The sequence below is a fragment of the Sphingomonas sp. S-NIH.Pt15_0812 genome, from assembly GCF_003951315.1.
Classification (GTDB): domain Bacteria; phylum Pseudomonadota; class Alphaproteobacteria; order Sphingomonadales; family Sphingomonadaceae; genus Sphingomonas.
The window spans coordinates 222,272-244,599 of sequence record NZ_QLJH01000001.1 but is presented as its reverse complement, the minus strand read 5'-3'; the positions used below and the strand labels follow the sequence as shown (position 1 = coordinate 244,599).

Annotated in this window: 35 protein-coding genes; 28 read left to right on the top strand and 7 right to left on the bottom strand. The window is 68.4% G+C overall.

Features of this window, described 5'->3' with window-relative positions; all coding sequences use genetic code 11:
* Positions 1-18 precede the first annotated feature (18 nt).
* The gene (locus tag BRX43_RS01065) at positions 19-1,884 is read right to left on the bottom strand and encodes a methyl-accepting chemotaxis protein (RefSeq protein ID WP_125992958.1); all 1,866 of its coding nucleotides are present in this window, start codon (positions 1,882-1,884) and stop codon (positions 19-21) included.
* Positions 1,885-2,029: 145 nt separating this feature from the next.
* On the bottom strand, positions 2,030-2,578 hold the full coding sequence (locus BRX43_RS01060; protein ID WP_346962841.1) for a DUF924 family protein: 549 nt from the start codon (positions 2,576-2,578) through the stop codon (positions 2,030-2,032).
* 25 nt (positions 2,579-2,603) lie between these two features.
* On the opposite strand from BRX43_RS01060, the gene BRX43_RS01055 reads away from it, so the two are divergent.
* Genes BRX43_RS01055 through BRX43_RS01045 form a run of 3 tightly spaced genes read left to right on the top strand, consistent with a single transcriptional unit; the run spans position 2,604 to position 5,427 of the window.
* Complete coding sequence (locus BRX43_RS01055; RefSeq protein WP_125992957.1) at positions 2,604-3,812, top strand: MiaB/RimO family radical SAM methylthiotransferase; 1,209 nt, start codon at positions 2,604-2,606, stop codon at positions 3,810-3,812.
* Positions 3,809-4,744, top strand: coding sequence for a signal recognition particle-docking protein FtsY (ftsY, locus tag BRX43_RS01050; RefSeq protein WP_125992956.1), 936 nt, complete (start codon positions 3,809-3,811; stop codon positions 4,742-4,744). The genes BRX43_RS01055 and ftsY overlap by 4 nt, the downstream gene beginning before the upstream one ends.
* A 38-nt stretch (positions 4,745-4,782) precedes the next feature.
* Positions 4,783-5,427, top strand: a complete 645-nt coding sequence (locus BRX43_RS01045; protein ID WP_125993020.1) for an inner membrane-spanning protein YciB — start codon at positions 4,783-4,785, stop codon at positions 5,425-5,427.
* Positions 5,428-5,499: 72 nt separating this feature from the next.
* Here BRX43_RS01045 and BRX43_RS01040 read toward each other — a convergent pair whose 3' ends face one another.
* Together BRX43_RS01040 and pspF are read right to left on the bottom strand one after the other, a co-directional pair.
* On the bottom strand, positions 5,500-6,111 hold the full coding sequence (locus BRX43_RS01040; RefSeq protein WP_125992955.1) for a superoxide dismutase: 612 nt from the start codon (positions 6,109-6,111) through the stop codon (positions 5,500-5,502).
* A gap of 67 nt (positions 6,112-6,178) precedes the next feature.
* On the bottom strand, positions 6,179-7,243 hold the full coding sequence (gene pspF / locus BRX43_RS01035; RefSeq protein WP_125992954.1) for a phage shock protein operon transcriptional activator: 1,065 nt from the start codon (positions 7,241-7,243) through the stop codon (positions 6,179-6,181).
* Between the two features lie 172 nt (positions 7,244-7,415).
* Between pspF and BRX43_RS20130 the strand changes: the two genes are divergently transcribed.
* From BRX43_RS20130 to BRX43_RS00990, 10 genes are all read left to right on the top strand, one after another.
* Positions 7,416-7,553, top strand: a complete 138-nt coding sequence (locus BRX43_RS20130) for a hypothetical protein (RefSeq protein WP_164523488.1) — start codon at positions 7,416-7,418, stop codon at positions 7,551-7,553.
* 37 nt (positions 7,554-7,590) lie between these two features.
* On the top strand, positions 7,591-8,259 hold the full coding sequence (gene pspA, locus BRX43_RS01030) for a phage shock protein PspA (protein ID WP_125992953.1): 669 nt from the start codon (positions 7,591-7,593) through the stop codon (positions 8,257-8,259).
* A gap of 1 nt (position 8,260) precedes the next feature.
* Positions 8,261-8,572 (top strand): envelope stress response membrane protein PspB, encoded by a 312-nt coding sequence (gene pspB, locus BRX43_RS01025; RefSeq protein ID WP_125992952.1) that lies wholly within the window; start codon positions 8,261-8,263, stop codon positions 8,570-8,572.
* Between the two features lies 1 nt (position 8,573).
* Entirely contained in the window at positions 8,574-8,951 is a 378-nt protein-coding gene (gene pspC / locus BRX43_RS01020) for an envelope stress response membrane protein PspC (RefSeq protein WP_125992951.1), read from the top strand.
* 28 nt (positions 8,952-8,979) lie between these two features.
* Entirely contained in the window at positions 8,980-9,282 is a 303-nt protein-coding gene (locus BRX43_RS01015; protein WP_206433056.1) for a hypothetical protein, read from the top strand.
* Positions 9,279-9,608 (top strand): hypothetical protein, encoded by a 330-nt coding sequence (locus tag BRX43_RS01010; protein ID WP_241214696.1) that lies wholly within the window; start codon positions 9,279-9,281, stop codon positions 9,606-9,608. Before BRX43_RS01015 ends, BRX43_RS01010 begins: the two co-directional genes overlap by 4 nt.
* 22 nt (positions 9,609-9,630) lie before the next feature.
* On the top strand, positions 9,631-9,885 hold the full coding sequence (locus BRX43_RS01005) for a hypothetical protein (protein WP_206433055.1): 255 nt from the start codon (positions 9,631-9,633) through the stop codon (positions 9,883-9,885).
* A gap of 14 nt (positions 9,886-9,899) precedes the next feature.
* Positions 9,900-10,142, top strand: a complete 243-nt coding sequence (locus tag BRX43_RS01000) for a hypothetical protein (RefSeq protein ID WP_125992950.1) — start codon at positions 9,900-9,902, stop codon at positions 10,140-10,142.
* Positions 10,143-10,283: 141 nt separating this feature from the next.
* The gene (locus BRX43_RS00995; protein WP_241214695.1) at positions 10,284-10,592 is read left to right on the top strand and encodes a glycine zipper 2TM domain-containing protein; all 309 of its coding nucleotides are present in this window, start codon (positions 10,284-10,286) and stop codon (positions 10,590-10,592) included.
* Between the two features lie 164 nt (positions 10,593-10,756).
* The gene (locus tag BRX43_RS00990) at positions 10,757-11,347 is read left to right on the top strand and encodes a glycine zipper 2TM domain-containing protein (RefSeq protein ID WP_125992949.1); all 591 of its coding nucleotides are present in this window, start codon (positions 10,757-10,759) and stop codon (positions 11,345-11,347) included.
* Positions 11,348-11,407: 60 nt separating this feature from the next.
* Here BRX43_RS00990 and BRX43_RS00985 read toward each other — a convergent pair whose 3' ends face one another.
* Positions 11,408-11,629: a hypothetical protein gene (locus BRX43_RS00985; protein ID WP_125992948.1), complete on the bottom strand. Its 222-nt coding sequence runs from the start codon at positions 11,627-11,629 to the stop codon at positions 11,408-11,410.
* An 83-nt stretch (positions 11,630-11,712) separates the two neighbouring features.
* Between BRX43_RS00985 and crcB the strand changes: the two genes are divergently transcribed.
* From crcB to BRX43_RS00960, 5 genes are read left to right on the top strand one after another with little or no spacing between them, the layout of a single operon-like run.
* Positions 11,713-12,087: a fluoride efflux transporter CrcB gene (gene crcB, locus BRX43_RS00980; RefSeq protein ID WP_125992947.1), complete on the top strand. Its 375-nt coding sequence runs from the start codon at positions 11,713-11,715 to the stop codon at positions 12,085-12,087.
* The gene (locus tag BRX43_RS00975; protein WP_125992946.1) at positions 12,084-13,181 is read left to right on the top strand and encodes an RluA family pseudouridine synthase; all 1,098 of its coding nucleotides are present in this window, start codon (positions 12,084-12,086) and stop codon (positions 13,179-13,181) included. Before crcB ends, BRX43_RS00975 begins: the two co-directional genes overlap by 4 nt.
* 7 nt (positions 13,182-13,188) lie before the next feature.
* Positions 13,189-13,842 (top strand): HAD-IA family hydrolase, encoded by a 654-nt coding sequence (locus tag BRX43_RS00970; protein WP_125992945.1) that lies wholly within the window; start codon positions 13,189-13,191, stop codon positions 13,840-13,842.
* Positions 13,839-14,057 carry a hypothetical protein gene (locus tag BRX43_RS00965; RefSeq protein ID WP_125992944.1) on the top strand — a complete coding sequence of 73 codons (219 nt, stop codon included), beginning with the start codon at positions 13,839-13,841 and terminating at the stop codon, positions 14,055-14,057. Before BRX43_RS00970 ends, BRX43_RS00965 begins: the two co-directional genes overlap by 4 nt.
* Complete coding sequence (locus BRX43_RS00960) at positions 14,054-14,737, top strand: ATP12 family protein (RefSeq protein WP_125992943.1); 684 nt, start codon at positions 14,054-14,056, stop codon at positions 14,735-14,737. The genes BRX43_RS00965 and BRX43_RS00960 overlap by 4 nt, the downstream gene beginning before the upstream one ends.
* 143 nt (positions 14,738-14,880) lie before the next feature.
* Here the strand turns inward: BRX43_RS00960 and BRX43_RS00955 are convergent, their stop codons facing one another.
* Together BRX43_RS00955 and BRX43_RS00950 are read right to left on the bottom strand one after the other, a co-directional pair.
* Positions 14,881-15,297: a GNAT family N-acetyltransferase gene (locus tag BRX43_RS00955; RefSeq protein WP_125992942.1), complete on the bottom strand. Its 417-nt coding sequence runs from the start codon at positions 15,295-15,297 to the stop codon at positions 14,881-14,883.
* Positions 15,294-15,779, bottom strand: coding sequence for a ClpXP protease specificity-enhancing factor SspB (locus BRX43_RS00950; protein ID WP_125992941.1), 486 nt, complete (start codon positions 15,777-15,779; stop codon positions 15,294-15,296). The genes BRX43_RS00955 and BRX43_RS00950 overlap by 4 nt, the downstream gene beginning before the upstream one ends.
* 75 nt (positions 15,780-15,854) lie before the next feature.
* On the opposite strand from BRX43_RS00950, the gene hisB reads away from it, so the two are divergent.
* The 10 genes from hisB to BRX43_RS00900 all read left to right on the top strand — a co-directional run bounded on the left by hisB (position 15,855) and on the right by BRX43_RS00900 (position 22,222).
* A complete protein-coding gene (gene hisB / locus BRX43_RS00945; protein WP_125992940.1) occupies positions 15,855-16,463 on the top strand; it encodes an imidazoleglycerol-phosphate dehydratase HisB in 609 nt (202 codons plus the stop codon).
* Complete coding sequence (locus BRX43_RS00940; RefSeq protein ID WP_125992939.1) at positions 16,460-16,759, top strand: YciI family protein; 300 nt, start codon at positions 16,460-16,462, stop codon at positions 16,757-16,759. Before hisB ends, BRX43_RS00940 begins: the two co-directional genes overlap by 4 nt.
* A complete protein-coding gene (hisH, locus tag BRX43_RS00935) occupies positions 16,756-17,361 on the top strand; it encodes an imidazole glycerol phosphate synthase subunit HisH (RefSeq protein ID WP_125992938.1) in 606 nt (201 codons plus the stop codon). Before BRX43_RS00940 ends, hisH begins: the two co-directional genes overlap by 4 nt.
* Before the next feature lie 31 nt (positions 17,362-17,392).
* The gene (hisA, locus tag BRX43_RS00930; protein ID WP_125992937.1) at positions 17,393-18,127 is read left to right on the top strand and encodes a 1-(5-phosphoribosyl)-5-[(5-phosphoribosylamino)methylideneamino]imidazole-4-carboxamide isomerase; all 735 of its coding nucleotides are present in this window, start codon (positions 17,393-17,395) and stop codon (positions 18,125-18,127) included.
* The gene (gene hisF, locus BRX43_RS00925; RefSeq protein ID WP_125992936.1) at positions 18,124-18,894 is read left to right on the top strand and encodes an imidazole glycerol phosphate synthase subunit HisF; all 771 of its coding nucleotides are present in this window, start codon (positions 18,124-18,126) and stop codon (positions 18,892-18,894) included. Before hisA ends, hisF begins: the two co-directional genes overlap by 4 nt.
* 34 nt (positions 18,895-18,928) lie before the next feature.
* Entirely contained in the window at positions 18,929-19,303 is a 375-nt protein-coding gene (locus tag BRX43_RS00920) for an STAS/SEC14 domain-containing protein (protein WP_125992935.1), read from the top strand.
* Between the two features lie 52 nt (positions 19,304-19,355).
* A complete protein-coding gene (locus BRX43_RS00915) occupies positions 19,356-19,724 on the top strand; it encodes an STAS/SEC14 domain-containing protein (protein ID WP_125992934.1) in 369 nt (122 codons plus the stop codon).
* Between the two features lie 50 nt (positions 19,725-19,774).
* Positions 19,775-20,089, top strand: a complete 315-nt coding sequence (locus tag BRX43_RS00910) for a phosphoribosyl-ATP diphosphatase (protein WP_125992933.1) — start codon at positions 19,775-19,777, stop codon at positions 20,087-20,089.
* Between the two features lie 32 nt (positions 20,090-20,121).
* Positions 20,122-20,499 (top strand): histidine triad nucleotide-binding protein, encoded by a 378-nt coding sequence (locus BRX43_RS00905; protein WP_125992932.1) that lies wholly within the window; start codon positions 20,122-20,124, stop codon positions 20,497-20,499.
* A gap of 184 nt (positions 20,500-20,683) precedes the next feature.
* Positions 20,684-22,222, top strand: coding sequence for an amino acid permease (locus BRX43_RS00900; protein WP_125992931.1), 1,539 nt, complete (start codon positions 20,684-20,686; stop codon positions 22,220-22,222).
* Positions 22,223-22,328: the final 106 nt, after the last annotated feature.

The following is a 22,328-nucleotide window of genomic DNA, read 5'->3' as shown; positions in this document are numbered from 1 at the left end:
GGGCGGATCGAAGGGCGTTCAGAAGGACGCCCAATCCTCTCCATCATCGCCGCCCTGCGCGGACACCGGCTGGCGCGCGCGGACCAGGGATGGCAGCGCCTCGGCCGGAAGCGGTCGAACCGGACCCTCGAAGCGACGCGCCATCGAAGCGCCTCCCGTATCGAACCGAGCGGCCTGGTCGGCGAGGTGCGCGGTCTCGCTCGCCAGATTGCGGGCGGCGGCGGAGGTTTCCTCCACCATCGCGGCATTCTGCTGGGTGCTGCGATCCATGCTGCTGATCGTGCTGGCGACCTGGGTGATCGCCGCCGCCTGCGCCTGATTGTCGGTGGCGATGATCGCCAGCAGGCCGTGCACCTCGGTCACGTCGCCGGAGATCGCCGACAAGGCACCGTCGACCTTCTGCACCGCCTCGACCGCGGTGACGATATCCGCCTGGGTCGCGGTCAGCTGTTCGCGGGCGCGCTTCGCCTCTTCCTCGGAGCGCATCGCCAGTGCCGACACCAGATCGGCGACGACCGCGAAGCCGCGCCCGGCATCGCCTGCGCGTCCCGATTCCACCGCCGCGTTCATCGCCAGCACGCGTGTCTGAAAGGCGATCTTGTCGAGCCCCTCGATCACCGAATCGATGCCCTTGGCGCTTTCGGAGACCCGGCCCATCGCCTGGACGGCCTCGTCCGCCACCACCCGGCCGCCGCCGACGGTGGTGATCGCCTGGTCCGCGCGATTCACGGTCCGGCCGGCGGCATCGGCGGTGGCCTTCAGCCGCTCGTCCATCTGCGTGATCGCGGAGGCGGTCTGCTCCAGCGAGGAGGCGTTGCCCTCCGTGCGGCGCGCCAGATCCTCCGCCGCCTGCGCGATCTCGCCCGAGCCGCTGCGGATCGCCACCGCCCCGTCCGACACCGCGCCGATCAGGCCGCGCAGCTTGTCCAGCGCCTCGTTGAAGTTGCGTTTGAGCGCCTCATAGTCGGGCGGGAAGGTGGCGGCGATCGGGCTGCTCAGGTCGCCGTCCGAGAGGCGCGACAGATGCGAGGAGACGGTGTCCACCACCATATGCTGTTCGGCGTCGCGCGCGGCCTTCTCCGCGTCCACCGCGGCCTTGGCGATGCCATTCTCGCGGAACACGCGCACCGTGCGGGCCATGGCGCCCACCTCGTCCTTGCGATCCGTGTCGCCGACCTCCTCGGCATAATGGCCGGCGGCATAGCGGCCCATCTGGTCGCGCAGGCGGGTGAGCGGCCCGGTGATGCTGGACCGCGTCAGCGCCAGCGCCGCGCCGATCCCGGCCAGGATGCCGAGCAAGGCGGTCAGCATCATCTTCCAGGCGGTGGCATGCATCCGGTCGGTCACGCCGTCCGACTCGGTCTGCGAGAATTCGATCTGCCGGTTGGAATAGGGGATCATCTCGCTGCGCATCTGCTGGCTGCGCCGGTCGACCGACACCAGGATCGCCCGCGCGGCGGCGATATCCTTACGCTGCGCCGCCGCGATCGCCGCCTGGCAACTGGCGTGCAGCCTCCGCAGGCGCGTGACGAAACCATCCACCACGGTCTTCTGGGAGGGATCGACCAAGCCGACCTCCTTGATCCGGACCATCGCCTGGTTGAACGACGCGAGTTCCTCCGCCGCCGCATCCCTGCCCATCGGCGTGTCGGCGCCATAGGCGATCACCTGATAGGAGCGGAGCCCCATCTCCAGCACGCGGCGGTTCGCCTGCGACAGGCGGATCGCCGGGACCATCTTGGTCGAGATCAAACGCGTATAGGTGTCGTCGGACGACCGGAGCGCCATCACGCCGTTGACGGCGACGGTCAGCGTGATCGCCCCCATCGCCAGCAGCAGCAGGGTGATCTTCAGGGATATCCTGAGATTGTGGATGAAGGTCATGGCGGCTCCCGGAGATGCATGAGGGGCGGACACCTCCTCACGCAAAGCTCGGCGAGGCGGGATGTCCGTCTGCTTACCTCTTGCTTATGGCCGATTTGATCGCCCCCCGGTCACGAAGTCCGGATTTTCTGTATACGCCGCCCTGTTACCAGCCGCCGCCGGTTTCACGCAGATAGGCTTCCTCTTCGGGCGTGTCGGTCCGCCCCAGCGCCGCATTGCGCCCCGGAAACCGACCGAAGCGCTGGTAGACCGCCCGGTGATCGCGCGCGAAATCGACGTTGGTGGGAATGCCCAATGCCTCGAAGGTCCGTACGCTCAGATCCTGCAAGCCGGCATCCTCGGCATACATCAGCGGCATATAGAGGAACACGCGTCGCTCCGCCGGCAGGTCGCGATCGAAGCCCAGCTCCATCGCCTCCTGGGTCAACCGCGCCGCCAGGTCGTCGGCGGCGAAGGCCGCCGCCTGACCGCGATAGATGTTGCGGGAGAACTGGTCGAGCAGGATGATCGCCGCCAGCATCGGGTCCGCCGAGTCGCGCCAGCCGGCCGCCTCGCTCGCCAGCACCACGTCGCGCGCCGCGCCGAAGCGGTCGGCGATCCATCGATCGCGCTCGGCATCCTTGCCGAACTGCGCCTCCTGCGACAGCCCGAACCAATAGTCGAGTACCGCCCGGGCCATGTCATGGACTTGCACGCCTTGGGTCACTAGATCGCCTGCCATGTCTCTCCCCGAGCCGGAGGTCGTCAGCCTCGGCTGTCGACTCAACATAGCCGAGAGCGAAACGATCCGCACCCTGCTCGCCGGGCGCGATGACGCGCGCGACATGGTGGTCGTCAACAGCTGCGCGGTGACCAACGAGGCGGTGAAGCAGACCCGCGCCGCGATCCGCCGCGCCGCGCGCGACCGGCCGGGCGCGGCGATCGTCGTCACAGGCTGCGCCGCGACGATCGATCCGGCCGGGTTCGCGGCGATGCCGGAAGTGGCGCGCGTCGTCGCCAATGGCGCCAAGCTGGCGCCCGCCACATGGGGCGCCCGCCCTTCGCTCATGCCGGTGGCCTTTGCCGGCCATGCCCGCGCATTCGTCGAGGTGCAGAATGGCTGCGACCATAGCTGCACCTTCTGCATCATTCCGCAGGGACGAGGGAGCAGCCGGTCGGTGCCGGCGGGGCTGGTGATCGATCGCGTGCGCGCGTTGGTCGAGGCCGGCCACCAGGAGGTGGTGCTGACCGGCGTCGACCTGACCAGCTACGGCCCCGACTTGCCCGGCCGCCCGACCCTGGGGGCGCTGGTCGAGCGTATCCTCACCCATGTGCCAGACCTGCCGCGCCTGCGCCTGTCCTCGCTCGATTCGGTCGAGATCGACGAGCGGCTGTTCGCGCTGGTGACTCAGGAACCACGGGTGATGCCACATCTCCATCTGTCGCTCCAGGCCGGCCACGACCTGATCCTGAAGCGCATGAAGCGCCGTCACTCCCGCGCCCAGTCGGTCGCGCTGGTCGAGCGGCTGAAGGCGGCGCGCCCCGAACTGGCGATCGGCGCGGACCTGATCGCCGGCTTCCCGACCGAGGATGACGCGATGTTCGCCGACACGCTGGCGCTGATCGACGATGCGGACATCGTCCATGCGCATATCTTTCCTTATTCGCCGCGCACCGGCACGCCGGCCGCGCGGATGCCGCAGGTCGCGCCGGAGCGTCGCCGCGAGCGCGCCGCCCGGCTGCGCGCGGCGGCGGCGGCGCGGCGTGGCCGCTGGCTCGCCTCCCTGGTCGGCAGCGAACAGGCGATCCTGGTCGAGCGGCCCGGCACCCGCGGCCACGCCGGCAATTTCGCCGATATCCATTGCACCTCCCCCGCCGAACCCGGCACGCTCCGGCGCGTCGCGGTGACCGGCGCGACCGACACCAACCTCATCGGAACCCTGCTATGAGCACCACCCCATCCTGGCACGAGAAGCTGCTCGGCGGCTTCAAGCGCACCTCGGACCGGCTGGTCGGCAATCTCGCCGGCCTGGGCGGCGCGCGGCTCGACGACGCGACGCTCGACGAGATCGAGGAGGCGCTGATCGCCTCCGACCTGGGGCCGCAGACCGCCGGCCATATCCGCACCCGCCTGGCGGAGGGCACGTTCGAGCGGAACATGGAGGAACTCGGCATCCGCCTGGTCGTGGCGGAGGAGGTGGAGAAGGCGCTGGCCCGAGTCGCCACGCCGCTGGAGGTCACCGCCTTCCCCCGGCCGCAGGTGATCCTGGTGATCGGCGTCAACGGTTCGGGCAAGACGACGACGATCGCCAAGCTGGCGCATCTGTTGATGGAGCAGGATTACGGCGTGATGCTGGCGGCGGGCGACACGTTCCGCGCCGCCGCGATCGGGCAGCTGCGCACCTGGGCGGAGCGGGTCGGCGTGCCGATCGTCACCGGCAAGGAGGGCGGCGACGCCGCCGGCATCGTGTTCGAGGCCGTGAAGCAGGCGACCGAGACCGGCATCGACGTGCTGATCGTCGACACCGCCGGCCGCCTCCAGAACAAGCGCGAGCTGATGGACGAGTTGGCCAAGATCCGCCGCGTGCTCGGCCGCCTCAACCCCGCCTCCCCCCATGACGTGGTGCTGGTGCTGGACGCCACCACGGGGCAGAACGCGCTCAACCAGATCGAGGTGTTCAAGGACGTGGCCGGCGTCACCGGCTTGGTCATGACCAAGCTGGACGGCACCGCGCGCGGCGGCGTGCTGGTCGCGGCGGCGGAGAAATACGGCTTGCCCATCCACGCCATCGGCGTCGGCGAGGGGATGACCGACCTGCGCCCCTTCGACGCCAACGAAGTCAGCCGTATCATCGCCGGCGTGGAGGACAAGCGCAAGTGACCCGCACCGCCCCGAAGGACGCCAATCCCGGCCTGCGCATGGCGGTGGACTATGCGCCGCTGGTCGTCTTCTTCCTGGTCAACTTCCTGGCGCCGGCCGAGCCGATGATGCGGCTGGTCGCGCAGTTCAGCGGCTTCCTGTCGGGGATGGAGCGGCTGGGCGCGATCGTGATCGCCCGGGTGATCTGCGCCACCGGCGCCTTCATCCTCGCCACCATCGTCGCGATGATCGTGTCGCGGGTGAAGCTGGGCCATGTCTCGCCGATGCTGTGGATTTCGGGCGTGCTGGTCGTGGTGTTCGGCGGCCTGACCATCTACTTCCACGACCCCCGCTTCATCCAGATGAAGCCGACCATCGTCTATGCCGCCTTCGCCGCCGTGCTGCTGTTCGGGCTGGCGACCGGCCGGCCGCTGCTCCAGGGGCTGCTCGGCACCGCCTATCCGGGGCTGAGCGCGGACGGATGGCGCAAGCTGACTCGCAACTGGATGCTCTTCTTCCTCGCCATGGCGGTGCTGAACGAGGTGGTCTGGCGCTCGACCAACTGGAATTTCTGGGTCGGGTTCAAGCTGTGGGGCGCGATCCCGCTGACGCTCGGCTTCGCGCTCGCCAACATGCCGATGCTGCTGCGCCACGGCTTCCAGGCGGGCGGCGACCTGCCCCAGGACGTGCCGCCGGCGGATTGACGGCGATCCGTGCGCCCGCCTCGGCAGGCGCACGGACCAGAAAAAGGGCTCCCGAAGGAGCCCTTTCCCGTCTTACTTCTTCGCCGCGTCGTAGCGCTGGCCGACCACGTCCCAGTCGACCACGTCCCACCACGCCTTCAGATAGGCGGCGCGATCGTTCTTGTAGGTCAGGTAATAGGCGTGTTCCCACACGTCGTTGCCGAGCAGCGGCGTGCCGCGATCCTTTACGTCGTCCATCAGGGGATTGTCCTGATTGGGCGTGGAGGTCACCTTCAGCGTGCCGGCGTCGTCGACGATCAGCCAGGCCCAGCCCGAACCGAACTGGCCCGCACCCTTGGTGTTGAACTCTTCCTTGAGCTTGTCGAGGCCGCCGAAGGTCGACTCGATCGCCTCTGCCAGCGCGCCGGACGGCTGACCGCCGCCCTGCTTCATCGACTTCCAGAAGAAGTCGTGGTTCCAATAGCCACCGCCATTGTTGCGGACCAGCGGCGGCTGCGACGAGATCGAGGCCAGGATGTCCTCGATCGTCTTGCCCTGCAGCGCCGGGTCCTTCTCGACGCCTTCGTTGAGCTTGTCGGTATAGGCCTTGTGGTGCTTGTCGTGGTGGAACGTCATCGTCTCCTTGGAGATGGTCGGTTCCAGGGCGTCATAGTTATAGGGCAGCGGCGGCAGTTCGAAGGCCATCGGGCTCACTCCTGATTGGTTTCGTGCGGTGAACGCACGCCCGCCCCCGTTGCTCCCGTCGTCGGCGTTACGCAACCGTTCCGATCAGGTCGTGCCGCCGCAGCGCATGGCGAAGCTGGTCATAGGACAGGCCCAACGAGTCGGCGGTCTGGCGCTGGTTGAACCGGTTCTCCGCCAGGGCGCGGGCCAGCAGCTCGCGCTCGAACCGCGCCACGCGGCTCTTGAAGTCGGACGGCCCGACCTCGCATGCCGCCACCTCGTCGTCGCTGCCGGGCGCGGAGGACGCGCCCTCCTCCGCCTCCGGCTCGGCCCGTTCCGCCTGCTGCGCCCGCGTCGCGGCCGGCGCCTGGCCGCGCGGGCGATAGGGCGAGGCGAAGGGATCGATCTCGATCGAATCGACCGGCCCGTCCCGCTCCCAGCGATAGACCGCGCGCTCCACCACGTTGCGCAATTCGCGGACATTGCCGGGCCAGCGATGGCCGCTCAACTGGTCGAGCGCGGCCGGGCCGAAGCCGGGCCAGCGCTGCCAGCCCAGTTCGGCCGCCATGCGCCGCCCGAAATGATCGGCCAGCACCACCACGTCCCCGGCCCGCGCGCGCAGCGGCGGCAGCGTCACTACCTCGAAGCACAGCCGGTCGAGCAGGTCGGCGCGGAACTCGTGCCGATCGACCTTGTCCGGCAGATGCTCGTTGGTCGCCGCGACGATCCGGACATCGACCCGCACCGGCCGCGACGATCCGATCCGGGTGATCTCGCCATATTCCACCGCGCGCAGCAACCGGTCCTGCGCCGCCATCGACAGGGTGCCGAGTTCGTCGAGGAACAAGGTGCCGCCATCCGCCTCCTCGAACCGGCCGGCGCGCGCCTTGGTCGCGCCGGTGAAGGCGCCCGCCTCATGCCCGAACAACTCCGCCTCGATCAGCGTCTCCGGCAGCGCGGCGCAGTTCATGATGACGAGCGGCTGGTCCCAGCGCGGCGACAGGCGATGGAGGCGTTCGGCCACCAGTTCCTTGCCGGTGCCGCGTTCGCCGATGACGAGCACCGGTCGGTCCAGCGCCGCCGCCCGGCTCGCGCGTTCCAGGGCATCGATGAACGCCCCCGACTGACCGATGACCTGGCTCGTCCGTTCCATCCCCAAGGATTGGCGCATTTCCCCAAAGCTTGGCAAGTCATGAGCAGTTCCGTCCCGCCACTTTCTTCCGAAAACGGCGGAAATCCGGCATTCTTCAATTTGGCACGGGCTGTGCAAAGCATGGAATATCCCGCCGCAACGGCGGCCAGGTTCAAGGTTTCAGGAGGTTTCCATGCTCAAGATCGTCGCCACCAAGTTCGCCGCCCTCGCCCTCACCGTCGTGCTGAGCGGCACCTGCATCATGGCCGCCGTCGGCCCCGCCCAGGGCGATGGCAAGATGGTCGCCAGCACCACGCGCTTCATGGCATAAGGCGATGAACGCACTCACGGTCCCTCAGGAGTTTATGATGGGCATCTTCTCCCGCACCCGCGACATCGTCGCCGCCAATTTCGCCGATCTGCTCGACAAGGCGGAAGACCCGTCGAAGATGATCCGCATGATCATCCTCGAAATGGAGGAGACGCTGGTCGAGGTCCGCGCCTCCGCGGCGCGCACCATCGCCGACCAGAAGGAAATGCGCCGCCACATCGCCAAGCTGGAACAGCTCCAGGCCAATTGGACCGAGAAGGCGGAACTGGCGCTGAGCAAGGACCGCGAGGATCTGGCCAAGGCGGCGCTGATCGAGCGGCAGAAGGCCACCGACATGGCCGAGCAGCTGAAGGCCGAGGTGCAGGTGCTCGACGATGCGCTGCGCGCATCGGAAGAGGACATCGCCAAGCTGCAAGGGCGGCTGCGCGAGGCGCGGACCAAGCAGTCGAACATCCAGACCCGGATCGAGACCGCCAACAACCGCTTCCGCCTGCGCGACATGTATGCCGGGCCGAAGACGCAGGAGGCGTTCAGCCGCTTCACCGACCTGGAACGCCGCGCCGACGAGGCCGAGGGCCGCGCCGAGGCGATGGGCCTGGGCGTCGGCAAGAGCCTGGAGGAGGAGATCGCCGAGCTGCGCCAGAGCGATCGGGTGGACGAGGAACTGGCCGCGATGAAGCGTCGCCTGCAAAGCCGGGAGGGTTGAGATGGAGGATATCGTCGTTCCGCTGATCGCCTTCCCGACGATCTTCGTCGGCCTGCCCTGGCTCATCCTCCACTATGTTTCGCAGTGGAAGCGCGCGCCCAAAATCACCGAGGAAGACGAGCGGATGCTGGACGAGATGTACAATCTCGCCCGCCGCCTGGAAGACCGGCTCAATACCGTCGAGCGCATCGTCGCCGCCGACAATCCGGACTTCCGCCCCGGCCTGAGCACGCCGCAACAGACTTATTCGAACGAACTGCCGTCGACCAACCGGTTCGATCGCATCGACCGCACTTTCAATCGGAGCAACTGACATGGCTGCCCGTACCCAATTCTACCTGAACAAGCAGGATGCCAAGTACAAGGGTGTCTGCGCCGGCATCGCCGACTATACCGGGGTCAACCCTTTGTGGGTCCGGCTGGGTGTCGCCGGGATGACGATCATCGCCCAGCAATGGTGGCTGATCGTCGCCTACTTCATCATCGCCTGGATTGCCGATCCCAAGCCGTTCGGTCTCTACCAAACTCAGGACGACGCCAAGTTCTGGCAGGGCGTGCGGTCCAACCCGCGCCGCTCCAGCGCCGAAGTCCGCTCCAAGCTGCGCGACATCGATCGCCGCCTGGCGGACATGGAAACCCACTTCACCAGCCGCAACAGCGCGCTGGCCAAGGAAATCGACAGCCTGCGCTAAGACGGGCTGAGTAAAGGGAAAGAAGACGATGTCGAACCTGGCCTTGCTCATTCCGATCGCGGCGATCACGATCGGGCCGATCTCCTGGGTCGCGAACAACTGGCTGCGCACCAAGCACGGCTATGCGCCCCAGGATTACGGGAACCGACGCCGGGGTGGCGGCGAGAATCTGGAGGCGGAGCGCAAGATCATGCTGCTCTCCAACGAGAATGAGAAGCTGACCGGCCAGGTCGGGCGACTGGAGGAGCGGATCGCGGTGCTGGAACGCATCGCCACCGATCCCGCCGAGCGGACCGCGCGCGAGATCGAAGCGCTGCGGGGGTGGAAATGACCTATACGACCGATATCGGCCCGCTCGATTTCCTGGCCGGCAACGGCTTCACCATCTTCATGATCGCCTTCGTGCTGGTCGGGCTGCCGGTGATCCTGGGTGTCGCCCATGCGATGTTCCAGCGCTGGCTGACCCACAAGGAACGCATGGCCGAGGCGCTGAATGCCCAGGCGGCGGAGAAAGCGGCCCAATATGCCGCGCAGGCCGAGCGGCTGGAGATGCGGGTCCGGGTGTTGGAACGGATCGTCACCGATCGCGGCGCCAGCCTGTCCGCCGAGATCGACCGCCTGCGCGACGAAACGCCAGCCCCCACCGCCCTCAACTGACCCATCCATCGGAGCGCCTGACATGACGTTCTTCTCCATGGTCTTCGGCATTGTCACCGTGGTGATGATCGCGCAGATCCTGTCCGCCCGTTACCGCGCGTTCGGCCAGCAGGCCGAACCGCATCACTCCACCCCCGTCCAGAGCATCGACCAGATGCGCGCCCAGGACGAGATTCGCCAGCTCAAGGAGCGGGTCGCCGTGCTGGAGCGCGTCATCACCGACCATAATCGCAGCATCGACCTCGACCGCGAGATCGACCGTCTGCGCGACCGCTGAAAGGAGGCGACATCATGACCGATCCGTTTACGACCCTGACCCTGTCCCTCTCCGGCCTCGCCGGGGTGGGCATCATCGCCGCCGCCGGCCTGTCCGGCTGGCGCGGCTGGCTCCAGCTCCAGCACAGCCAGATAATCCGATCGTCCGATGACGACGCCTCCATCGCCATGCCCCACGCCGGCGCACGGATCGAGATGGCCGATCTGAAGGAGCGTATCCGCAAGCTGGAGGCCATCGCCGCGGGCGTCGATCTCTGATCCCGGACAACGCTCCGTCCGTCGCCTTTCTGTCCCGCAATGGGAACCGATCCGAAGATGAACGCGACGTTGTTTAGGGTTCATGCAACCGCCACTAAAGGCCTACGTTTCGCTACCGTGATTATCGTAAGGGAGTAGACGATGCGTAAGCTGATGCTGGTTTTGGGTTGTGCCGCGATGGTGACGCCGACCCTGATCGCCACCACTGAGAATGCCGACGCCCAGCGTCGCTACAAGTATCGCGAATGGCGCGACGACCGCGGCCGCATCCGCTGTCGCAAGCCGAACGGCACGACCGGCCTGGTGGTCGGCGGCGTCGCGGGCGCGCTGCTGGGCCGCACGATCGACACGCGCGGCGACCGGACGCTTGGCACGCTGGGCGGTGCCGCGGTCGGCGCGCTGGCCGGTCGCGAAGTCGAGCGCGGCACGAGCAATCGCCGCTGCCGCTGATCCGCAGCATCGGCCGAATGAAGATGGGGCGTCGCGACTGGGTCGCGGCGCCCTTTCTCTTGGCGCCGCCTGTCCCATTGCTGAACATGACGTAGTATTGAGTTCACGCAACTTGCTGTAATCTCGTCAGTTCTTAGCGGTATCAGGAAGACGAGGATTTTAGGATGCGTAACATGATGCTGTCGGTCGCCTTGGCGGCCAGTGCGGTCACCGCGATGCCGGCGGCGGCGCAGGACAATCGCTGGCAGGCGAACCGCGAATATCGCGACAATGTCCGCGACGCCCAGCGCGATTACCGCCGCGACCTGCGCGACGCCGACGACCGCCGCGACGTCCGCGACGCGCGGCGCGACTATCGCGAGGACGTTCGCGACGCCCGGCGCGAACGTCGCGAGGATATCCGCGACATCCGCCGCGACAATAATCGCGACTGGCGGCGGTGGAACAGCTACGACTATAACCGCTTCGAGCCGGGCCAGCGTAATTATTTCGCCGACCGCTATTATCGGGACGGCCGCTATTACCAGACGCGCCGCCTGAGCCGGAACGACCGCGTCTATCGCGGCGGCAACGGTCAATATTATTGCCGCCGCAACGACGGCACCACCGGCCTGATCGTCGGCGGCCTGGCGGGCGGCGCGCTCGGCAACATCATCGCCAATGGCCGGTCCAGCCTGCTCGGCACGCTGATCGGCGCGGGCGGCGGCGCGCTGCTCGGCCGCTCGGTCGATCGCGGCCAGGTCGTCTGCCGCTAAAGGTTCAACGGTTGGTCACGGGGAGGCCCGGCGCTCACGCGTCGGGCCTTTCGTGCGTGGTCAGACGATGCCGCCGCCGAGCATCAGGCGCAGCGCGAAGATGATGATCAGCACGATGTTGAGGTTGCGCCCGCTATTGCTCGACGACAGGGCGCCGACCGCCGCACCGACGATGCCGAGCGGGATCACCAGCCAGTTCATCCAGCCCAGGAACGGGAAGAAGGCGACGAGGCCGAAGGCGAGCGTGGCCAGGCCGATGAGGATCGAGACGAGATTGAGCATGATCGGCAAGATGGCCTCGCCTATCGCGCGGGGCAAGCACGCATGATTTGCCGGGCGTCGCCGGCTGGTCTAGGGAGCAGGGAATGCCTCCCCTCGTCCTCGTCATGCTCGGCGGCGCGATCGGCTCTGGCGCGCGGCATTGGACCGGGCGCTGGATGCTGGCGCGCCTGGGCCCGGATTTTCCCTATGGCACGCTGACCGTCAATCTGGTCGGCGGCTTCGCCATGGGCGTGCTCACCGGACTGCTCGCGCGGGTCGGCGGCAACGAGCCGTGGCGGCTGCTGCTCGGCGTCGGGGTGCTCGGCGGCTACACCACTTTCTCTTCCTTCTCGCTCGACGTCGTGACGCTGGCGGAACGCGGGCAGATATTGACGGCATTGGGCTATGTCCTGCTGTCGGTCATCGGCGCGATCCTCGCCCTCTTCGCCGGGCTGCTTGTCACCAGGAGCTTCGCATGAGCGAGGTACGTCAGTTCACCGTCGGCTATGATGACGACGGCATTCGCCTCGATCGCTGGTTCAAGCGGCATCTGCCCGAAACCAGCTTCACCACCGTCGCCAAATGGGCGCGCACCGGCCAGCTCCGCGTCGATGGCGCGCGCGCGACTCCGGGCGACCGCATCGCCGCCGGCCAGCAATTGCGCGTGCCCCCGGAGGAGCCGGTCGCGCCCGCCGACAAGGCCGCCCGGACGCCGCGTCCCCGCGCGCCGCTGTCCGACGACCAGCGCGCCTTCATCCGCGAGATGGTGATCCACCGCGATCCCCAGGCCTTCGTCCTCAACAAGCCGCCGGGCCTGGCGACGCAGGGCGGCACCAAGACCACCGAGCATGTCGACCATCTGCTCGACGGGCTGGTCGATGACGAGGAGGGCCGGCCCAAGCTGGTCCATCGCCTGGACAAGGACACCAGCGGCGCCCTGCTGGTGGCGCGGACCAGCCGCGCCGCCGCCTTCTTCGCCAAGGCCTTTTCCTCGCGCACCGCGCGCAAGGTCTATTGGGCGCTGGTCGTCGACGTGCCCTCGATCGACGACGGCATCATCGACCTGCCGATCGGCAAGCAGCCGGGCACCGGCGGCGAGAAGATGCAGGTGGACGAGGAGAATGGCTCGCCCGCGCGCACCCGCTACCGCGTCATCGAGCGCGCCGGCAATCGCTGCGCCTGGGTGGAGCTGCAACCCTTTACCGGCCGCACCCACCAGCTTCGCGTCCATATGGCGGCGATCGGCCATCCGATCGTCGGCGACGGCAAATATGGCGGCCCCGCCGCCTTCCTGACCGGCGGCATCTCGCGCAAGATGCACCTCCACGCCCGCCGCCTGCGCGTCGACCATCCGGACGGCGTGCGGATCGACGAGACCGCCGCGCTGCCGACCCATTTCGCCGAGAGCCTGGCCGGCCTGGGCTTCGAGGAGGAGGTCGGCGATCGGCTGGAGTTGCAGGAGGACAAGGGGCCGCCGCCCAAGTCGGTGCTGAAGCAGCGCGCCAAGGCCCATGCCAAGTCGGTCCGCAAGGAACGGCGCGGCGAGCGGCGCGGTCGCGGCGCGCGCGACTGATCCGCCGATGCCGCGTCTCGCCGTGTTCGACTGCGACGGCACGTTGGTCGACAGCCAGGCCAATATCTGCCGCGCGATGACCCGAGCCTTCCAGGCCTGCGGCCAGACACCGCCGCCGGTCGCCGCGATCCGGCGGATCGTGGGGCTGAGCCTGGTCGAATCGATGCAGATGCTGCTGCCCGACGCACCGGACGATCTGCACCGCGAACTGGCCGCCACCTACAAGGCGATGTTCCACCAGTTGCGCAGCGAGAATGCGCTCGATCCCGAACCCTTGTTCGAGGGGATCGCGGAGACGCTGACGCATCTACGCGACCATGGCTGGCGGCTGGGGGTCGCGACCGGCAAGTCGGACCGGGGCCTGGGCCTGCTGCTGGCCCATCATGGGCTGACCGACCGGTTCGTGACGCTCCAGACCGCGGATCGCCACCCGTCCAAGCCCGATCCGTCGATGCTCCACGCCGCGATGGCGGAGGCGGGCGCGGTGCCGGCGGAGACGGTGATGATCGGCGACACCAGCTTCGACATGGCGATGGCGCGCGCGGCGGGCGTGCGCGCGATCGGGGTCGCCTGGGGCTATCACAGCCCGGCCGATCTGGCGGCGGCGCGTGCCGAGGCGATCGCCGACCATGCCGCCGACCTGCCGGGGCTGCTGGCATGAGCGTACCGCTGTCGGTGGCGCGACGACGCTGGCTGATGCTCCAGGTGGCGCGGATTGCCGGCGTGGCGGGCGCGATCCTGGGCCTGATGCTGGTCGCACGCGCACCCGACTGGCCGAGCAAGGTGATCGGCATCGCCCTCACCCTGTCGGCGATCGTCGTGACCGTGATCGCGCCGGCCGGACTGGCGCATCGCTGGCGGAGTGAGGACAAGTGAAGCGGTTCTGGAAAGACGTGTCGATCGCCGATGGCGAGGTGGCGCTCGACGGGCGGCCGGTGCGGACCCCCGGCCGGGTCGCGCTGCGTCTGCCGACAGCGGCGCTGGCGGAGGCGGTGGCCGAGGAATGGCGCGCGGTCGGCGAACGGGTCGATCCGCGCGCGATGCCGCTGACCGGCCTCGCCAATGCCGCGATCGACCGGATCGCCCCGGCCCCCCAGGGCTATGCCGAAACGCTCGCCCGCTATGGCGAGAGCGACCTGCTCTGCTACCGCGCCGAGTTGCCGCCCGAACTGGTCGAGCGGCAGGCCGCCGCCTGGGACCCGCCGCTCGCCTGGGCGATGCGCCGCTATGACGCGCATTTCAAAATCGCGACCGGCATCATTCATGTCGCGCAACCGCCCGCAACGCTCGCACGGCTGCATGAGGCGGTGGCGGCGCTCGACGCCTGGACGATCACCGGCCTGACGCCGCCGGTGACGGTGACGGGATCGCTGGTGCTGGGCCTGGCGCTGGTCGAGGGGGCGATGGACGCCGAATCGGTCTGGCACGCCGCGCGGATCGACGACGACTGGCAGGTGGAGCGCTGGGGCGAGGACGAGCTCGCCACCCGCACGACGGAGGCGCATCGCGCCGAATTCGATGCGGCGGTGCGGTTCCTGGCGGCGCTGCGGGGATGATGCAGGGCTGACCGCCCCTCCCCCACCTCGTTCCCCGGCAAAGGCCGAGGCTCGGTTGAGGGACGCTGGTGACGAAGGAAAACGCTCTATTACATCAGCCTTCCCAACTGGACCCCGGCCTTGGCCGGGGAACAGATTGTGCGTCAATCCAGCCGCTTGGACAGGAAATACCGCGCCTCGCCCGGCGGATAGTCGGCGATCTCGCCGAATACCGCATAGCCCAGCTTTTCGTAGAACCCGCGCGCCTGGAAGCTGAACGTATCCAGCCACACGCCCATGCAGCCCAGCCGCCGCGCCTCCGCCTCGGCGGCCATCATCAGCGCGCGCCCCTGCCCGCGCCCGCGCGCCACCTCCGGCACGACCAGATATTGGACGAACAGCCAGCCATAGCTGGCCATGCCCCACAGTCCGCCGGCCACCGCGCCCAATTCGTCCCGCAGCACGATGGCGACCGGTTGACGCTTGCCCGGCGCGACGCGCGAGTCGTTATAGGCGACCAGCACGGCCAGGATCGCCTCCCGCTCGGCGTCGCCGGGCGCAGCGACGATCTCCGGCGTCATTTCTTGCGCTTGAAGTCCACCGCGACGACGTTGGAGCCGTCCTCGACCGGGGTGGCGATGGGGCCGTCATTCTCCGCCGCGTCGTGCGCGTCGGACAATTCCTCCATCGACTCGGTTGCCTGGAAGCGCAGCTCGAAATTCACCGCCGGATCGTGGAAACCGGTGATCGCCGAATAGGGGATGACCAGCTTGGACGGCACTTGGTTGAAGCTGAGGCCGACCGAGAAGCGCTGGTCGTCGACGGTCAGGTCCCAGAAGCGGTTCTGCATCACGATCGTCATCTCGTCCGGGAACCGGTCGATCAGCCGCTTGGGGATGTCGACGCCCGGCGCCTGGGTCTTGAAGGTGATGTAGAAATGATGCTCGCCCGGCAATCCGCCGGACTGGGCCACCGATCCCAGGACGCGGCCCACCACGGCCCGCAGGGCTTCCTGCACGATCTCGTCATACGGGATCAGGCTGTCGGGCAAAGTATCGCTCATGTCCCCGGGGTTAGGCCTGTCCTGCCCCGAGCGTCAAGCTTGCATGGCGCGTCATGCGCGTTAGGGACCGCTTTCATGCGCAGCGCCACCATCACCCGCGACACCAGCGAGACCCGGATCGCCGTCACCGTCAACCTGGACGGCACCGGCGCCTATGACGTGAAGACCGGAGTCGGCTTCTTCGACCATATGCTCGAACAGCTCTCCCGCCATTCGCTGATCGACCTGCACGTCCGCACCGAGGGCGACCTCCATATCGACGAGCATCATACGGTCGAGGATACTGGCATCGCCATCGGCATGGCGGTGGCCAAGGCGCTGGGCGACAAGCGCGGCATCCGCCGCTATGGCGACGCCCTGTCGCCGATGGACGAGACGCTGACCCGCGTCGCGCTCGACATTTCCGGCCGTCCCTGGCTGGTGTGGAAGGACCTCTTCACCCAGTCGCGCCTGGGCGGCATGGATACCGAGATGTTCCAGCACTGGTTCCACAGCTTCGCCCAGGCCGCCGGCATCACTTTGCATGTCGAGACGCTGTACGGCAGCAACAACCACCATATCGCCGAGGCCGCCTTCAAGGGGCTGGCGCGCGCGCTGCGCACCGCGATCGAGATCGATCCGCGCAAGGCCGACGCCATCCCCTCGACCAAGGGGACCCTGGGCGGCGAGGAGCACGCATCATGATCGTCATCACCCTCACCTATGTCGTACCGATCGAGCGGATCGACGAACTCCGCGCACCGCATCTCGACTGGCTGCGCGAGGCGGCCGCCTCGGGCCGGCTGCTGGTCGCGGGGCGGCAGGTGCCGCCGGCTGGTGGGCCGGTGAACGGCGGCATGATCATCGCGCGTGGCAGCCGCGACGAGGTCAAGGCCTGGGCCGCCACCGATCCCTTCGCCATCCATGGCGCGGCCGAGTACAGCTTCGTCGAGGTCGCCCCGTCGGTCATGGGGCCGGGGCTCGAAGCCCTCGGCGCATGACGCTGGCGCTGATCGATTACGGCGCGGGCAACCTCCATTCGGTCGCCAATGCGCTGAAGGCGGCGGGCTGCACCGATCTGGCGATCACCGCCGATCCCGCGCTGGTCGCGCGCGCCGACCGGATCGTGCTGCCCGGCGTCGGGGCGTTCGGCGCTTGCGCGGCGGCGCTGCGCGGCGTCGACGGCATGGTCGAGGCGATGGAGCAGCGCGTGTTGCGCGAGGCCGCCCCCTTCCTGGGCGTGTGCGTCGGGATGCAGTTGCTCGCCGAGACGGGCGAGGAACTGGGCACGCATCGCGGCCTGGGCTGGATCGCCGGCGCCGTGCGCCGGATGGAGCCGACCGACAGCACCGCCAAGGTGCCGCATATGGGCTGGAACGACGTGGTGCCGGTCGCCGACCATGCGCTGGTCCGGCCGGGCGAGGCCTATTTCCTGCACAGCTACGCCTTTGACGGCGCGGACGTGATCGCGACGACCGACCATGACGGCCCGGTCACCGCCGCGATCGGCCGCGACACCATATTGGGCGTGCAGTTCCATCCCGAAAAGAGCCAGCATTACGGCCTCGCCCTTCTCCGCCGCTTCCTCGACTGGCGGCCCTGACCATCACGCCTTCACGGGCAGGAGTGTTTCTTTGAGCCTGATCGTCTTTCCCGCCATCGACCTGAAGAACGGCCAGGTCGTCCGCCTTGCCGAGGGCGATATGGACCGCGCCACCATCTATGGCGACGATCCCGCCGCGCAGGCGATGCGCTTCGCCGGGGCGGGCGCGCAGCATCTGCACGTCGTCGACCTGGACGGCGCCTTTGCCGGCCAGTCGGTGAATGGCGAGGCGGTGCGCGCGATCGTCGCGCGCTTCCCCGGCCATGTCCAGCTCGGCGGCGGCATCCGCAGCCGCGACAGCGTCGAGCGCTGGTTCGACCTGGGCGTCGCCCGCGTCGTCATCGGCACCGCCGCGCTGGAGGACCCGGACTTCGTGCGGGGCGCGGCGCGCGACTTTCCGGGCGGCATCGTCGTCGCGGTCGACGCGCGCGACGGCATGGTCGCGACCAAGGGCTGGGCCGATGTCTCGACGGTCAGCGCCACCGATCTCGCCCGCCGGTTCGAGGATGCGGGCGTCGCCGCCCTGCTCTTCACCGATGTCGGTCGCGACGGGTTGCTGAAGGGCTGCAATGTCGAGGCGACGGTCGACCTCGCCCGCGCCGTCTCCATCCCCGTGATCGCCAGCGGCGGCGTCGCCGGCATCGCCGACATCCATGTGCTGGCGCTCCACGCGCGCGACGGGATCGAGGGGGTCATCACCGGCCGCGCGCTCTATGACGGCCGGCTCGACCTCGCCGCCGCGCTCAGCGTCGCAGGCGCGGCGTGACCGTCCGCGCGCGCGTCATCCCCTGTCTCGACGTCGCCGCCGGCCGCGTCGTCAAGGGCGTGAACTTCGTCGAGCTGCGCGATGCCGGCGATCCGGTGGAGCAGGCGCGCGCCTATGACGCGGCGGGGGCGGACGAACTCTGCTTCCTCGACATCACCGCCAGCCACGAGGATCGCGGCACCATTCTCGACGTGGTGCGGCGGACGGCGGCGGTGTGCTTCATGCCGCTGACCGTGGGCGGCGGCGTCCGCACCGCCGACGACGCCCGCGCGCTGCTGCTGGCGGGCGCGGACAAGGTCGCGGTCAACAGCGCCGCCGTCGCCCGTCCGCAGGTGGTGGCCGAGATCGCCGAGCGGTTCGGCAGCCAGTGCTGCGTCGCCAGCGTCGATGCGCGCCGGACCGAGCGCGGCTGGGAGGTCTTCACCCATGGCGGCCGCCGCGCGACCGGCATCGACGCGATCGACCATGCGCTGCGCCTGGCCGATCTGGGCGCGGGCGAGTTGCTGGTCACCTCGATGGACCGCGACGGCACGCGCTCGGGCTATGACCTCGACCTGATCCGCACCATCGCCGACCGGACGGGCGTGCCGGTCGTCGCCTCGGGGGGGGTGGGCGGCCTGTCGGACCTGGTCGATGGCATCGTCACCGGCCATGCCTCGGCGGTGCTCGCCGCCTCGATCTTCCATTTCGGCGAGGCGAGTGTCGCCGACGCCCATGCCGCGCTCGCCGCGGCGGGCGTACCGGTCCGAAAACCCATCCTGGGTTAGTTAATTCGCAAGGTCGCGGCTATAGACTGCGCCCATGTACAGCATCGCCTTCCGCCCCGAGCTGAACCTGCTCGATATCGCCTGGACCGGGTTGATGACCGAGGCGGCGGCGCGCGCCTATGTCGAGGAGGGCCGAGCCCGCTTCCGGCAGTCGGGATTCACGGCCGGCTATCGCTTTCGGCTGGATTTGTCGCCAGTCCATGTTCAGCCGCCCGCCTCGGTGGAATCGATCATGACCGGGCTGAGCGACATACCCCGCGCCAGCCGGATCGCGGTGGTCACCACCAGCACGATCACCCGGTTGCAGATCCGCCGGCTGCTCCCGCGCCCCTATCTGTCCTTCTTCGATACGCCGGAGGCGGCGCTGACCTGGCTGGTCGGCAGTCCGGCAGCGGAAATCGCGGCCTGAGCGCCGCGCCGCTTAGCGGTTTCGCAACCTCTGTCCCGCATTCTGCGCCACCATGTACACGGTCGATTTCCGTCATGACCTGAACCTGTTGGACGTGGCCTGGACCGGTCTGATGACCGAGGCCGTCGCCCATGCCTATGTCGAGGATCTGACCGGGCGCTTCGTGCGCGAGGGTTTCCGCACCGGCTATCGCCTGCGCATGGATTTTTCCCGCGTCGCCGTTCAGCCCCAGGACGCGGTGCTGACGATCAACAGCCGGTTCCAGGGCTTCCCCCGAGCCAGCCGGATCGCCATCGTCACGACCAGCGGCATCGCCCGACTGCAGGTGCGTCGGCTGATGCCGCAACCCTATCTGTCGATCTTCGACACCGCCGATGCGGCGCTGGAATGGCTGGTCCGGGACCACGCGAACGCCGCCTAAATGCGGCGAACGGGATTGACCGGGCCGGTCCGCTCGGCCACCCGCAGGCGATGGATGCGCTCGACCGTCTCGAAGCCACGATCCGCGCACGGCGCGGAGAGGATGCCGCCACCTCCTACACCGCCAGCCTGTTCGCGCGCGGTCGCGGCAAGATCGCGCAGAAGCTGGGCGAGGAGGCGGTGGAGACCGTGATCGCCGCGATGGGCGACGCCCCGCAGGCCATCGTGCCCGAGGCGGCCGACCTGCTTTTCCATCTCTGCGTGCTGCTGGCGGATGCCGGCCTGTCGCTGGACGATGTCCGCGCCGAACTCGCCCGGCGCGAGGGCGTGTCCGGCCATGCCGAAAAGGCCGCCCGGCCGCGCTGATCCCTTCCCCCTTTCGATCCGGAGAGCCTGCGATGCCGATCGACGCCACCCTGCCCTATGACGACGGCAACATCTTCGCCCGCATCCTGCGCGGCGAGATCCCGTCGAACCGCGTGTACGAGGATGCGTGGGCGATCGCCTTCCACGACATCGCGCCCCAGGCGCCGGTGCATATCCTGGTGATCCCGCGCGGCCGCTACGTCTCCTGGGACGATTTCAGCGCCCACGCCTCGGCGGAGGAGATCGCCGGCTTCGTCCGCGCGGTCGGCACGGTCGCGCGCGAGCAGGGACTGGTCTCGCCGGGGTATCGCCTGCTCGGCAATGTCGGTCCCGACGCGGGACAGGAGGTGCCGCACCTCCATGTCCATCTCTTCGGCGGCACGCCGCTCGGCCGCATGATCGCCAACTAACGCGTTAACAAATATCGGTAAATTGCGATCTACCGCGTCGAGGCCGCTCGGCTGGGCGCGGATCGGCGGGCGGAGTCGCACTAAGGGATTGCGCGTACCGTATTTACGATTAGGCTCGTTCCCTTAACTTATACGACATGGCGGCCCGGTCGGGGACCGTCTTCCCTTGGGGGGATCTGAATCGATGATTTTCGGACGTGTTAAGTCCCTGGACGCCATTTTGGCGACCGCCGAGAAGCGAGGATTGCACCGATCGCTCGGCGCGTTCCAGCTCACCATGCTGGGCGTCGGGGCGGTCATCGGCACGGGCATCTTCGTCCTGACGTCGGAGGCCGCGCAAAAGGCGGGCCCCGGCATGATGCTGTCCTTCTGCATCGCCGGCTTCGTCTGCGCGGTGGCGGCGCTCTGCTATTCCGAGCTCGCCTCGATGGTGCCGGTCGCCGGCTCCGCCTATACCTATACCTATGCGGTGATGGGCGAATTGCTCGCCTGGATGGTGGGCTGGGCGCTGATCCTCGAATATGCGGTCGGCGCCAGCGCGGTCGCGGTCGGCTGGTCCGGCTATGTCGTCGGGCAGATCCGCAGCCTGCTCCACATCGACATACCGATGGAATGGGTCAACGGCCCCTCCTCGGGCGGCTATATCAACCTGCCGGCGGTGATCATCTCGCTGCTCGTCACCTGGCTGCTGGTGATCGGCACCACGGAGAGCGCGCGCGTCAACGCCGTGCTGGTGGCGATCAAGGTGGCGGCGCTGACGCTGTTCATCGCGCTGTCGGTGCCGGTCATGAACGGCGCGAACTTCACCCCGTTCATGCCGACCGGGTTCAGCGGCGTCGCGGGCGCGGCGGCCTCGATCTTCTTCGCCTATGTCGGCTTCGACGCGGTGTCGACCGCCGCCGAGGAGACCAAGAACCCGCAACGCAACGTGCCGATCGGCCTGATCGCGTCGCTGGTCTTCTGCACCATCTTCTACCTGCTGGTGTCCGCGGGCGCGATCGGCTCGCCGCTCGGCGCGCAGCCGGTGCGCGACGCGGCCGGCACGGTGCTGTCGCCGGGCACGCCCGAGCTGGCCGACCGCTGCCGCGCGATCGTCGCGGGCGGCGCGCTGGAGCCGCTGTCCTGCTCGCGCGAGGCGCTGGCCCATGTGCTGCGCGTGATCGGCTGGGAGAAGATCGGCAATCTGATCGGCCTGGCGGCGACGCTGGCGCTGCCTTCGGTCGTGCTGATGATGATGTTCGGCCAGACCCGCGTCTTCTTCACCATGGCGCGCGATGGCCTGCTGCCGGACAAGCTCGCCTCCGTCCATCCCAAGTACCGCACGCCGCACGTCGTCACCATCGTCACCGGCTGCGCCGCGACGCTGGCCGCCGCCTTCCTGCCGGTCGGCAAGCTGGCGGACTATTCGAACTCGGGCACGCTGTTCGCCTTCTTCATGGTGGCGCTGTCGGTGATGGTGCTGCGCAAGGCCGATCCGGGCCGCCGCCGGCCGTTCCGCACCCCGGCCGTGTGGATCGTGGCCCCGCTGGCGATGGCCGGTTGCGCCTATCTCTACTTCTCGCTGCCGCTGGTGGCGATCCTGGTCCTGCCGGGCTGGGGGGCGATCGGGCTGCTGATCTATTTCGGCTATAGCCGCCATCGCAGCCATGTCGGTCGCGGCATCGACGACAGTGTCGCCGATCCGTCGCTCCAGCCGGAAACGGCGAAGCCGCTGGAGCCGTAAGGCTCCGGTTACCGGCGTGACGAAAAAGGGCCGCGGGAGGATGCTCCCGCGGCCCTTTTTCTGCGCCGTCATATGGAGGGCCTCTCCCCTATCGTTCCCCGGCGAA